This window comes from Halalkalibacter hemicellulosilyticusJCM 9152 (assembly GCF_000513115.1).
GTDB lineage: Bacteria > Bacillota > Bacilli > Bacillales > Bacillaceae_D > Halalkalibacter > Halalkalibacter hemicellulosilyticus.
Genome location: NZ_BAUU01000040.1, coordinates 18,933 through 31,884, shown reverse-complemented (window position 1 = coordinate 31,884; position 12,952 = coordinate 18,933). Strand labels below are relative to the sequence as shown.

Annotated in this window: 9 protein-coding genes and 1 pseudogene; 4 read left to right on the top strand and 6 right to left on the bottom strand. The window is 39.6% G+C overall.

Annotated features, from left to right (window positions below):
* The first annotated feature begins 235 nt into the window (after positions 1-235).
* The 4 genes and pseudogenes from JCM9152_RS18795 (at position 236) to JCM9152_RS18780 (ending at position 5,124) form a co-directional block, all read left to right on the top strand.
* On the top strand, positions 236-1,108 hold the full coding sequence (locus JCM9152_RS18795; protein ID WP_035346924.1) for a hypothetical protein: 873 nt from the start codon (positions 236-238) through the stop codon (positions 1,106-1,108).
* 896 nt (positions 1,109-2,004) lie between these two features.
* Positions 2,005-2,568: an alkyl hydroperoxide reductase subunit C gene (gene ahpC / locus JCM9152_RS18790; RefSeq protein ID WP_035346923.1), complete on the top strand. Its 564-nt coding sequence runs from the start codon at positions 2,005-2,007 to the stop codon at positions 2,566-2,568.
* A 13-nt stretch (positions 2,569-2,581) separates the two neighbouring features.
* Positions 2,582-4,110 (top strand): annotated as a pseudogene (gene ahpF, locus JCM9152_RS18785) (alkyl hydroperoxide reductase subunit F).
* 498 nt (positions 4,111-4,608) lie between these two features.
* A complete protein-coding gene (locus JCM9152_RS18780) occupies positions 4,609-5,124 on the top strand; it encodes a HEAT repeat domain-containing protein (RefSeq protein WP_148296547.1) in 516 nt (171 codons plus the stop codon).
* Positions 5,125-5,215: 91 nt separating this feature from the next.
* On the opposite strand, the gene JCM9152_RS18775 is transcribed toward JCM9152_RS18780, so the two are convergent.
* From JCM9152_RS18775 to JCM9152_RS18755, 6 genes are all read right to left on the bottom strand, one after another.
* Positions 5,216-6,742 carry a malate:quinone oxidoreductase gene (locus tag JCM9152_RS18775; protein WP_035346921.1) on the bottom strand — a complete coding sequence of 509 codons (1,527 nt, stop codon included), beginning with the start codon at positions 6,740-6,742 and terminating at the stop codon, positions 5,216-5,218.
* Between the two features lie 347 nt (positions 6,743-7,089).
* Positions 7,090-7,755, bottom strand: a complete 666-nt coding sequence (locus tag JCM9152_RS18770; RefSeq protein WP_035346916.1) for a response regulator transcription factor — start codon at positions 7,753-7,755, stop codon at positions 7,090-7,092.
* A gap of 484 nt (positions 7,756-8,239) precedes the next feature.
* Positions 8,240-9,127 (bottom strand): LPxTATN C-terminal sorting signal domain, encoded by an 888-nt coding sequence (locus JCM9152_RS22450; RefSeq protein ID WP_052016157.1) that lies wholly within the window; start codon positions 9,125-9,127, stop codon positions 8,240-8,242.
* Between the two features lie 8 nt (positions 9,128-9,135).
* Positions 9,136-11,100 (bottom strand): fibronectin type III domain-containing protein, encoded by a 1,965-nt coding sequence (locus tag JCM9152_RS22445; protein WP_052016156.1) that lies wholly within the window; start codon positions 11,098-11,100, stop codon positions 9,136-9,138.
* Positions 11,101-11,565: 465 nt separating this feature from the next.
* Complete coding sequence (locus JCM9152_RS18760) at positions 11,566-12,432, bottom strand: EamA family transporter (RefSeq protein WP_035346915.1); 867 nt, start codon at positions 12,430-12,432, stop codon at positions 11,566-11,568.
* A gap of 27 nt (positions 12,433-12,459) precedes the next feature.
* Positions 12,460-12,903, bottom strand: coding sequence for a methyltransferase family protein (locus JCM9152_RS18755; RefSeq protein WP_035346914.1), 444 nt, complete (start codon positions 12,901-12,903; stop codon positions 12,460-12,462).
* Between the last annotated feature and the right edge of the window lie 49 nt (positions 12,904-12,952).

The window sequence follows — 12,952 nt, the reverse complement described above, 5'->3', positions numbered from 1 at the left end:
GTTGATCAGGTTGGAAAAAGTACGTTCATCAATGACTTTTAGTAGTTCATTTATTGTAGATTTTATGGTATTCTTGTCCATGGGAAGGCTCCTTTTAATTGGGATTTGGACAGAACTACCAAACCTAATTATAAGGAGTTTTTTTTTGTTTTAAAACCATAATTTTCTACTTGAAACTACTTGACAAAATTAATAAAACTTAATGCAAGGCTAATGATGAAAGGTAGATTTTTTTATGAAGAAAATCATCATGCTAGCTATAACGTGCTTTTTAATTGCATGTAGTGAAGAGAGACAACAGGAACAAACTGAAGAAACGGAGGAGCGTAACACACCAGCAGTAACGGTGGACGCCAAGGACGATCTAGCAGTTGAAGATCAGATTAAAAGGGAAGACATACAAAAAGAAATGAAAGGAGAATTCCGCATTCCGACAGTTCCAATTGAATCTCCATTCAATGATGAAGGGAATATTCCTCACGTTCATACTGAATTTGAAATCGTCGATGAATTTATCGATGAAGATGGCAGAATTTATTTTCAACTAGATGACAATCCGATCAGAAGCATTATTAGTAGTTACGACGAAAATGTCATTCATATTACGAATTATAGTGATACGATGATCGACATATTAGCCGCAGAGGCTTACAAGCTTGAGGAAGAAGTAATAGAAGAAGCCTATCAGTTCTTTATTAACAACCCTCCCGCTCAGCTATTAGGGACAGACCTTAATGAATATCGTACTTGGGACGAAGCAACAAATTTAGAGCGCTCGATTATTCAAATCGTCTATTTAATTGCACCAACATTAAATGACCTTGATTCTATTGCAAAGCATGAGCTATACGATCATGAAGCACTACCAACCTTGTTAGAAGAGTTCAAAACGCTCGGTTCACCGAATGTCCTGATTCCGGCTCCGCAGTCTTTACTCGACATTCAGTTGTACGATAACATGGCCACCGTCCAAATGATGTGGGGACAACTAGGTCAATTTGAAAGCCCAGAGGATAATAGAGAAGAATTCACTAAATATCTTCAATCTGTTCGAGAAGAAACGACCCATCTAGTTGGAAGAGTGAACTATACTTTAAGCGAAGAGTAGCATAGCCACATACACAACTTGGCAAGCGATCATTCATGAACGAAATATCGCTTGCCAAGTGTATGTTCTACCTTTAAGGAACAAGAATAAATCACAAATCAAACTTTCAAGTATCCATACAACCAGCGAAGAAGTTTGTGCAAAAATTCGCCTCAACTGGCCGAACTCCTTTTCCTCTAATTTTTCATTGCTTCTGCTTGCTGATCTTTCTCCGTTCAAGATGCATAAACCACCAGCTCACCTGTTGTTGAACGATTTCATGTTAAACTAAAAAGACGACATCGAGAGGGCACTGAAAAAGTGAAAAGCGTACTTTTTCAGTGCCCTCGACATCGACGCTTTTTCATAAGAGCAAACCAAAGAAACACACACCCACATACAATTTCTGGAGATTACAAAGTGGAGTTATTTGATATAGCTAAGTAAAATTATCATTTATCACGCTTTCAATGAGAAAGAATGATACTTCTATTACACGCATTGACTCTCTCTTCTAATGACTGTTTTCTGCCCATTTTTATCATTATGATAATGACTCCGATATACCACTGATTAAATGACACATTATCGACACATTCATAAAAAGGACGTATAAATTGATATCATTTGTAGCACACTTACAATTGTTACAAATGTAAATCATTATAGGTAATGGAATGACATTTTCTTTGTTATAACCTTCTCTACAACCAGCTTCTATAAACTACCTTCTTCAACTTAGTTTTATGAAAACCAACACGTTTTACTACATGCCCTAACATCAAGTTTATAGGTTATCACTTGACAAAGAGCCTATACTATTTGTTACACTATTCTCAATTAGAATTATTATTACTAAACAAATCGTTTAGTTAGTAATTCTTTCAATCATTATCTATTAGGAGGAAGATGTTAATATGTCTTTAATCGGAACTGAAGTACAACCATTCAAAGCACAAGCCTACAAAAATGGTGATTTTATTGAGGTCACAAACGAAGATTTAAAAGGTCAATGGAGCATTTTCTGCTTCTATCCTGCAGATTTCACTTTCGTATGCCCAACTGAGCTTGAGGATCTTCAAAACGAATATGCAGCATTAAAAGATCTTGGTGTAGAAGTATACTCTGTATCAACAGATACTCACTTCACACATAAAGCTTGGCATGATAGCTCAGAAGCCATTGGCAAAATTACTTACACAATGATCGGTGACCCTTCTCAAAAGATCTCTCGTAACTTCGAGGTTCTAGATGAAGAAGCAGGTCTTGCAGATCGTGGTACATTCATTATTGACCCAGATGGTGTGATTCAAGCGGTTGAAATCAACGCTGGTGGTATCGGTCGTGACGCAAGTATTCTTGTTAATAAAATCAAAGCAGCGCAATATGTGCGTAATAACCCAGGTGAAGTTTGCCCAGCTAAATGGGAAGAAGGCTCTGAAACACTTAAGCCAAGTCTTGACCTTGTAGGAAAGATTTAAGGGAGAGCAAGAAATGGGACTTGAAACAGAAATTAAGCAACAGTTAGATCAATACCTTCAACTATTAGAAGGTGATATCCTCCTTAAGGTAAGTGCAGGATCTGATGACATATCCAAGGAAATGCTTGCTTTCGTAGAAGAGCTAGCTGACATGTCATCGAAAATTAGCGTCTCAAAGACTGAATTAAAGCGAACACCAAGCTTCAGTGTCAACCGTGTTGGTGAAGATACAGGCGTAACGTTTGCTGGAATCCCTTTAGGACATGAATTCACTTCGCTAGTGCTTGCACTTTTACAAGTGAGTGGAAGACCACCAAAGGTTGATCAAAGTGTTATTGATCAAATTAAAAAAATCGAAGGGGAGTACAACTTTGAAACATATGTCAGCCTAAGCTGCCATAACTGTCCAGATGTTGTCCAAGCCTTGAATATGATGAGTGTTCTCAACCCAAATATTACGCACACAATGATTGATGGTGCTGCGTTCAAGGATGAGGTTGAGAGCAAAAACGTCATGTCGGTTCCTTCGATTCATCTAGAAGGGGAATTCTTCGGTGGCGGTCGTATGACCCTTGAGGAGATTCTTGCAAAAATGGGATCTGGTGTCGATGCAGCTGAGCTTTCTAAAAAGGAGCCATTTGATGTTCTTGTTGTTGGCGGTGGTCCTGCTGGCGCTAGCGCTGCTATTTACGCAGCACGTAAAGGCATTCGTACAGGAATTGTAGCAGAGCGCTTCGGCGGACAAGTCTTGATACGATGAGCATCGAGAACTTCATTAGCGTGAAGAAAACTGAGGGGCCTAAGCTTGCTGCAAGCCTTGAAGAGCACGTGAAAGAGTATGACATTGACATTATGAACCTACAACGCGCAAGCAAGCTAGAAAAGAACGGCTTATTCGAGCTTGAGCTTGAAAATGGTGCTACCCTTAAGAGTAAGACTGTCATCATTTCAACAGGTGCTCGTTGGCGTAACGTCGGTGTTCCTGGTGAACAAGAGTTCAAGAACAAAGGTGTCGCCTATTGCCCACATTGTGATGGACCTTTATTCGAAGGGAAAGATGTTGCCGTTATTGGTGGTGGTAACTCTGGTATTGAAGCTGCGATTGACCTAGCCGGTATCGTGAAGCATGTGACAGTGCTTGAATTTATGCCAGAGCTGAAAGCAGACGAGGTGCTACAAAAACGTCTATATAGCCTTCCAAACGTAACGGTTCTCAAGAACGTTCAAACAAAAGAGATTACTGGTACAGACAATGTGAATGGAATCTCCTATATTGAGCGCGATACAGAAGAAGTGAAGCATATTGAATTGCAAGGTGTATTTGTTCAAATCGGTCTAGTCCCTAACACTGAGTGGTTAGGCTCTGAGGTGGAACGAAACCGTATTGGTGAAATTGTCATCGATAAGCATAATGGCACATCCGTACCGGGCTTGTTCGCTGCTGGTGATTGTACAGATAATCCTTATAACCAAATCATCATTTCAATGGGCTCAGGAGCGAATGCATCATTAGGTGCATTTGATTACTTGATTCGAAATTAAAGTAATAATTAAGAAGAATGTCTCATTTGAGGCATTCTTTTTTTATACCTTTTCACTTCCACTTTTCCTTAGCTTATGTCATTATCTTTAATAATTTTAGTTCAGTTCATATCACTACATAAAGGAGAGTCATAACGGTGAATAGTCCTTCAAGCCTTGCAACAACAATAAGAGAACGCCGCTCTATTAAAATTTATGAATAATGGATTTAAACATTGGAGAGACCATCTTGCTATGCAATGTGGAACCTCACCCTCATGTTTCATAACGGTACTGAAGAAGTTGGTATATATACTTTTTCAGTGCTCTTTTTTTATACCACAGGAGATTCCGAGACAAAAGCCCACGGTTTAACCATCAGTCGAGCGTCAAATCTTGAACGTCATAATCGTGATGTTTTTCTGTTACAAAGGAGAAATGTATCCTTATGGCGAATATTTTACTATGATGAAACATGAAATAAATTTAGAGTATACCGAAAAGGAGGCATTGATACACTTGGAAAACAATCATGAACTAGCTCTTTCTGAAATAAAGCAACTTTTACAAAGTAATAATCAAATTGAAACGATAAAAGCAATGAAAGCCATTGGATCAAAAGGGGAGCAAGCTATTCCTATTTTGAGAGAAACGATTAGAAGCAACGATGACCTTTCGTTAAGAACAATCGCTATCGTTGTAGTAGGTGAAATAGGAAAAGATGCTATCTCTGCAGTGCCTGATTTAATCATTCAACTTAAAGGTACAGACGAGCAGCTACGAATGGCTGCAAGCCTTAGTTTAGTCCGAATTGGAAAAGGAAGTATCTCTCTTTTAAAAGACGCACTCCTACAAACAGAGGATGAAAACACCCTTTTTTGGTGCAGTTGGGCATTAGCAATGATTGATGCAAGTGAGCTACCAAAAGAAGCAATTTCAATTCTTATGCATAAAGAAAAACACACTGACAATATAATTGAAAAAACAGCCTCTCAAGAAGCTTTAGCTAAGGTGATAGGGAACACCTTAAATTGATACTAACGTTTATTGCGAGAAATAACTACTATCACCGTTGCCTCAAATAAATAGGGAACAGCAAAAAAAGCATAAGCTGCCATTTGGCAGCTTATACCTCCTGTAAGATGCGTCTTTCTTCATCAGCATCCTCTTCTTTATTCACTAGTTCAAGTGTCTCAGCTGCTGAATCACGCAGGTCGCGAATCAGTTCTATACGTTCACTTAATGTTCCTCCATATGAAGGGATCATTTCTTTTATTTTCGGCTCCCATTCTTTGATTTGTTGCGGGAAGCATTTCTCAATAACTTCGAGCATAACGGACACGGCGGTTGAAGCACCTGGAGAAGCACCAAGTAGGGCCGCAATTGATCCGTCAGCATCATGAATCACTTCCGTACCAAACTGCAATGTCCCTTTTCCAGCATCCGTATTCTTAATCACCTGCACACGTTGACCGGCTACTAGCAGCTCCCAATCCTCGCTCTTAGCATGTGGAATAAATTCACGTAATGCTTCCATGCGTTGCTCTTTTGACAGCATCACTTGATTAATTAAATATTTCGTCAATGCGAAATTCTTCAGTCCTGCCGATGTCATCGTCGATACATTATTCATTTTAATCGACATAAATAGGTCAAACAAGGAGCCTGTCTTTAAAAACTTCGGCGAAAAACCGGCAAACGGCCCAAAGAACAATGATTCCTTCTTATCAATCAGCCTTGTATCAAGATGAGGTACAGACATCGGTGGTGCCCCAACTGGCGCTTTGCCGTAAACCTTCGCATAATGCTGCTCCACAATCTCTGACTTCTTACAAACTAAAAATAATCCGCTTACAGGAAATCCACCGATTCCTTTACCTTCAGGAATACCTGATTTTTGTAACAGATGTAAACTTCCTCCACCAGCTCCGATAAAGACGAATTTGGCTGTACGGCGTTCACTCACACCTGTATCCAGATTACGTACCTTTAATTCCCAAGCACCGTCATCTGTCCGTTTTATATCATCAACACTGTGTTTATAATTTATTTGAACGTTTTCACTTTCTAGATGGTTAAATAACTTACGTGTTAACGAACCAAAATTCACATCGGTCCCGGTATCAATTTTTGTCGCAGCCATTGGTTGATCCACTTTACGGTCTTTCATCATTAGTGGAATCCACTCTTTCAGCTGCTCAGGATCATCAGAAAATTCCATCCCTTCAAAAAGTGGATGCTTTGATAACGCTTCAAATCGCCTTTTTAAAAATGATACATTTCGTTCCCCTTGAACAAAACTCATATGAGGCAGCTGCATAATAAAGTCACGCGGGTTTTGAATGAGATTGCTCTTAACAAGGTAAGACCAAAACTGCTTCGACACTTGAAACTCTTCATTAACTTTAACCGCTTTACTAATCTCTACTGATCCATCTTGTTTCTCCGCGGTATAGTTAAGCTCACATAATGAGGAATGCCCAGTACCAGCATTATTCCATTCATTAGAGCTTTCCTCTCCTGCGCTTTCGAGCCTCTCAAACACTGTAATCTCCCAATCTGGAGCTAACTCTTTCAACAGTGACCCCAAAGTTGCACTCATAATTCCAGCACCAATTAAGATAACATCTGTCTTCGTTTGTCTGTTGCTCATTTTTACCTTCCTTATCCCCTAAGATTTACAGAAAGGATGTCAGGCGTTCCTACAAGCAGGGAGCGACCTATTCCCACATCATTTCTGGATCAAATATACACCTATATATCCTAGTGTATCACTATTATTTTAAAAATTAAAATGTTTATTTGTGGTTAACGTATTCGATTCAGTTTCAGATTCAAATAAATTCCCCTGTTAATGAACCACCACATACTCATTTGTATAGTTTAAATTAATGGTCAAATAAAACAGCTCTAGCCCTATATCTTTAAGGGTTAAAGCTGTCTAGACAATGTTTATCTTTCTCTGATTACCTACAACGTAAGAGTTCTAATCGATAATCATCAAATGTTTAAAAGCTGATGCAAATATGATACTAGTTCGGCACGGTTTTTAACACCTAATTTCTCATAAAGCTTACTGCTGTAATTTTTTATTGTACCTATTGATAAATAAATTTCTTCTGCTATACGTTGATTGGAATATCCTAATGCCATTAATTGCAACATCTCTTCCTCTCTCTCATTTATATATATATCATGCTCTTGAAGTTCCTCTTTAATTCTAACGCTCATCTTATGCTGACTGCTTAATTGCTCCATCAATTTCAACTGTACCGATTGAGGAAAGACCATATGGCCATTTAGTACTCTTTCCATCGACAAAATAAGCTCGTCGATTTCAATATCCTTTAACACATACCCAGCTGCACCAAGTCGCATGGCTTCTAATATGTACTGTTCATCGACAAATGTTGTTAGCATAATGATAGGAGCCATACATTCGATCTTCTTTAGTGCCTTCAATGTCTCCATTCCATCCATTTCTGGCATTTGAATGTCTAACAAAATTAAATCAACCTTCTCTATATGGATCATGTCTAATAGATGGACCCCATTCTTTGCTTGTATGACGACCTGAAACCTCTCTCTAAGGTCAATCATCGTAGCTAATCCTTCTCTAATAAGTGCTTGATCATCCACAATAGCGACCTTTATCAGATGTTCCATGATGTCCTCTCCTCTCTGCTTTAGTATCTCTAGACAGTAATAATTTTACGGCTCCTCATAGTACCACAACTGATTACCATAAAATGCTGAACCAATTGAATGATTGATTCGTTGTCGTACATCATATACCTTACTTTCATTTTACATCGTTCCCTATGTTTATCAAGAATAGGAGTAAATTGTGTAACAGCCTTTTCTAATTTACGCTGTTACAAAGACCAAAGTGGTGTACACAGAACCAGCGCCATCCGCGCGGTCACATTCATCATTCTCGAACGAATAAACGGAGTATTTCTTCTATTTAACGGAATGACGTTCCATTTGGTAAAGGAAAAACGCACAACGCCGATACTACACCCAAATACATCTACACCTTCGTGCTTATCTCCTACTTTTACTTCTATTAAAAAATCCATGTTTCACTATGCAAAACACTAGTGAAACATGGATCATCTAGATTGTTACTTGCTTATTCTAGTAAAAATTAACGTGACTTAACCGAATGTTGTCTACGGTAGCCGATAAAGAGAATGCCTCCAAATACAAACAAGAAGATCCCCATTAATAAGTAATTAAACATGGAAGTGGCTGTTTGTGGTAATGCATCTCCATTACTAGCACCTTCGCCTTCTCCTGGACCTTCACCTTCTCCTGGGCCTTCACCTTCTCCTGGACCTTCACCTTCTCCTGGGCCTTCACCTTCTCCTGGGCCTTCACCTTCTCCTGGGCCTTCACCTTCTTGACAAACATCCATCGTACTATTCTCTAACGTAATATTTCTAAAGAAGACGTTCTCACCACATGGACTTTCAAGAATAGAAGAATCACGTATCGTTAAATCTTGCATCAGAACATCTCTTGTATTCGGCATATCGGCACGAGCTGCAATCCGAATACCGCTAGGACCTTCAACAACCCCACCGTTAATTGTAATACTAAAGCTGTTTTCAATTAGCATTGCGTTGTTCCCTGTGTTCTTAATATCAACACGTTCAATGACCGCTCCACCACTTCGAGACACACTGAAGATACCTCTACCGCCTCCGCGAGCAACAACTTCATTAACAAAAACATTTTTCGAATACTCATCATCAATATTCCCATTTCGATTGGCCATCCGGAACGCTGCATACCCCGTACCTGTTCCTGCGCCAAATCCATAGACCGTATCCACCTCCGCATTAATTGTGTCATTTAACAGCACGCCAGCATATCCGGTATCAACTGCTGTCACAACACCAATCTTAATGCCATCAACTCCATACGTTTCCACACCATGATCGCTCGTTCCAGATACGTAAACGTGATCAATTTGGACATCACGAACACCATACACACTATCATCATCACGACTATCAATTCGGATACCCAATCCACCATCTAGACGTAAGTAATATCACCTAAGTGAACATTTTCAGATGTACGAACGAAAATACCAAAGTTCGGAGTACCTGTTACACTTAATTTGGGAATCGATACATTCTCAGCGTGCATGACACGTACTGCCGCATCTTGATATCCATAACTAAAGCCATCACCTGTCCCTTCTACATGAATCGTTCCATTTACCTCAAAAAGCGTATGACTCGGTAGCTCAACCGACTGATCACCTTGAATCGTACCAGAACCATGAACAACAACCTTCTCCTGCGTTGTACGTTCAGGTGTTAAACTATCAACCGCCGCTTGCATCGCTTCATACATGTCATCTCCAGAATAGACAACCTCTTCCCCATTAACCGCTTCCCAACCATCATCGGTTTGGAAAACTTGAGCATCATACGAATCATAATCAGGCGTTTCTCGGAACTCTGTTTCTCTTTCTTGCGCGACAATCATTTCTGATGATTCCGAAATTCCACCAGCATTTACAGCCTTTACAGCATAGTAATATGGATTCGTCGAATAAATATCCTCATCCGTAAACACAAGCTCACTCGTCATACCAATGAACTCATAGGAATCTTCTACATGAGGAATCTGATCTTGTTGAAAGCGCGTTCGATAGACATAATAACGTTCCGCCTCGTCTACTTCATCCCATGAGAACGTCACCTTTTCCTCTTCTACCACATCACCAAGTGTTAGACCTTGTGGACGGTTAGGGGCCGAAACGTCATCATCGACCATCGTCACCGTTACTTCATTACTTGGCTCCGTGTCAACATTCAAATCAGTTATAGGTGTAACGACATATGTGTACGTATAGCCGAGTTCTGGTGATTCGTCTATGAAGCTCAATTCAGTTGTTTCACCAATCGATGTAAAACGGTTCTCTCCCTCTGCTCTTCGGAACACTTCATATGAATGCGCTTCTTCCATACGATCCCACGTTAAATGAACGTAAGAGTCTTGTCCAAGAGCTACCTCAGAGACCTCTAAGCTCGTAATCATTAAAATAGGAATGATTTCCACCGCGTTAATACGTGAATCATCAAAGAATTGAATAACTAATTGACCATCTATCACCTCAACATTATCATCATACGTGATATACTGTCTTGGAGCCGTTACCTCTCCACCTTTCACCTCACTATCTTGAATAGTATAGCTTGTCGTATTCTCATCCCACTCTGATCCTGTTGTGATCAAAACTTTGTAATGGCCATTTGGCATATCAACTTTAAAGCTATTATCACCAGCTTTAACAAAATCTCTTGTTAGGTTATTCGCTTGGTCACGTGATCCAGCTGCGCTATCTAAGCCATATCCGAGGTCACTGTCATAGACCGTCGTTTCTGAGACTTTAGTATACCCTTCTGCAATAGGACTTGTCTCTGTCCCAAGATCGAACTTAAACGCAAGCGGATCATCAGAGCCTTGCTCGGTAATTTCAATCGCATTAATACGTGCCCATGCATCCCAAAACTCAATCGTAAGTTGGCCATCCGTTACAGTTGCTTCATCTTCATACGTCCTAAAATGTCCTCCATTTGTAGGATATCCACCTTGGTCCTCCCCACCTTGGATTCGATAGCTCGTCGTATTAAAATCCCAATTCGATCCCGTAATAATGACAACATCGTAATCACCATTAGGTAAATCCACCATAAACGTGTGACCACTCGCTAAAACGAAATCTCTACGTAAATCGTCACCTTGATCTTCAGCGCTCCCTTCATTTACTTCTTCAAACCCATAGCCCTGATCACTCGTATATTCCTTCAAATCAGAAACCTTTGTAAATCCGTCAGCAACAGAGCTTGTCTCTGTTCCGAAATCAAAGCTTAAATGAAGACGATCTTCTCCATTTGTAGCAGCTGTTACTGTTAATCCACTCGTCGAAAACAAGGAAAAGATCATCACAAACACCATAAAAACCGATAGCTGTTTACGTTTTTTCATCTAATCGCTCCTATGTTAATTTATTTTTACTTCTAACACAATGAAAGCGTTGTCATTTTTGGGTAATCACGCCCCTCCTCTCATTCAAATATCAATCATCCTCTCGATCTAGATGCCCAACACCGCTATGTATGTAGGTGATTACTTAAATTGTGAATGATTATTGGATGCTTGTCTTGTCTCAGATTGAGGTTATTGGATAGATTTTTGACTGAGAGTGAGGTTTATCTGTTTTTACTTACGATTCATTGCGTTTAATAAGGATAATCTCGAATTAAAACCATCTATTCCAACTAAACAAAAATTATACACTCATAAATCCAACTTCCCTATCAGCATAAAGGATGCCTTAACAAAAAATAAACTGCCAAACCCTTTAAAGTGAGTTAGACAGTCATAACTACCACGTTATGTTATGTAAAAAAATCAATAATCCGATAAATATTCTTCCAAATGAAACGTTTCCTACTCATGTTCGCTTTTTCTTGCCAATACTACTAACATCCCGATACCTACTATAATAAGCACCATTCCTTTCCATGAAGTTGCATGTAAGGATTCCCCTAGTAAAAATACACCTAATAAAGTTGCTGTTAATGGTTCAGCTAACGAAAGTGCTACGGCAGTTGAAGAAGACACATACACTAATCCTCTTGCAAAAAGGAGATAAGCGAAGCCTGTTGCTGCAACTCCTAGATAAAGACTTACACTAAAACCTTGAAAACTAGCTATCCAAGACATATCATAAATGAATAAGAATGGAGATAAGAAGATGGCACTCAAGGTGAACACGACAGCCATAACTGATAGGGATGAATGCTTTTCAACCAAATCGCTACTAACAACGGTAAAAACCGCAAACGTTAATCCTGCACCAATAGCCAATATGATTCCAAGCGTATCAACATCGATAGAACCTTGATTCATAAAGAGCAATAAGCAGCCAACAATGGACGTAAGAGTGGCATACCACCAAACTCTAGTAGGGTGCTTTCTTTTAAACACCCATTCGATCACACCAGACAGTATTGGGGCGCTACCTATAGCTACAACGGTACCAATAGCGACTCCCGTCATAAGGACAGCAGAAAAAAAGAACGGCTGGTAAAGAGCCATACTTAATGCAGCTAGCAATGTTGACCGAATCGACCAATGCTTCAAATTCAGTTGCCCTTCAATTAGTAAAAGTAAAAAAACACCCCCAACGGCTAAGCGGGTTGCGCCAATCGCAATAGGGTGTGCCGCTTCTGGTGCAAATGCTTGAGTTGTACCCGTTGTCCCCCACAAAATAGCAGCAAGTAAGATCAAAAATGGCGATAAGGTCTTATTCAATCGCGTCACCCCAAACAGTCCAAAACGTTAAATCCATCTTCTAGTTGAAGACTTATACCTCTCATATTCTACTCCAAACGTTTCGTTCAATATATTCTCCTCATACTTAATATACCATCGGTCTGTCACAATTAGAAACAATAAAACAAACAGAGCGGGAGAAACCGCACCCAATACAACAAACAGGCCGACTAACGCCATCAAAAAGCCTACATACATGGGGTTTCTACTATATTTGAACAAGCCCTCCACTACTAATTGGTTTGGCTTTTTGAATGTATGAATGTTAGTCCGGTGTTGGCGAAAGGTCCTCGAACCCATGATAGATACGACCAAGCCTGCTGCCAGAAGAACCAGTCCTATTAGATTATAAGGTGTCGAAACCCATAAATAATAAGGATCATACATTCGAAACAGAACCATGCCAAAGCAACAAATGAGAAATAAATGAGGTGGTAATAAAGTCTTCATAGACAATTGCCCCCTTATAAGGATTTACGTCTATATTAAGTGGATCTTG

Excerpts from the sequence above, each read along its gene's own strand:
- JCM9152_RS18795 (WP_035346924.1), top strand. The coding sequence starts at position 236 with ATGAAGAAAATCATCATGCTAGCTATAACGTGCTTTTTAATTGCATGT.
- ahpC (WP_035346923.1), top strand. The coding sequence starts at position 2,005 with ATGTCTTTAATCGGAACTGAAGTACAACCATTCAAAGCACAAGCCTAC.
- JCM9152_RS18775 (WP_035346921.1), bottom strand. The coding sequence starts at position 6,742 with ATGAGCAACAGACAAACGAAGACAGATGTTATCTTAATTGGTGCTGGA.
- JCM9152_RS18770 (WP_035346916.1), bottom strand. The coding sequence starts at position 7,755 with ATGGAACATCTGATAAAGGTCGCTATTGTGGATGATCAAGCACTTATT.
- JCM9152_RS22445 (WP_052016156.1), bottom strand. The coding sequence starts at position 11,100 with ATGAAAAAACGTAAACAGCTATCGGTTTTTATGGTGTTTGTGATGATC.
- JCM9152_RS18755 (WP_035346914.1), bottom strand. The coding sequence starts at position 12,903 with ATGAAGACTTTATTACCACCTCATTTATTTCTCATTTGTTGCTTTGGC.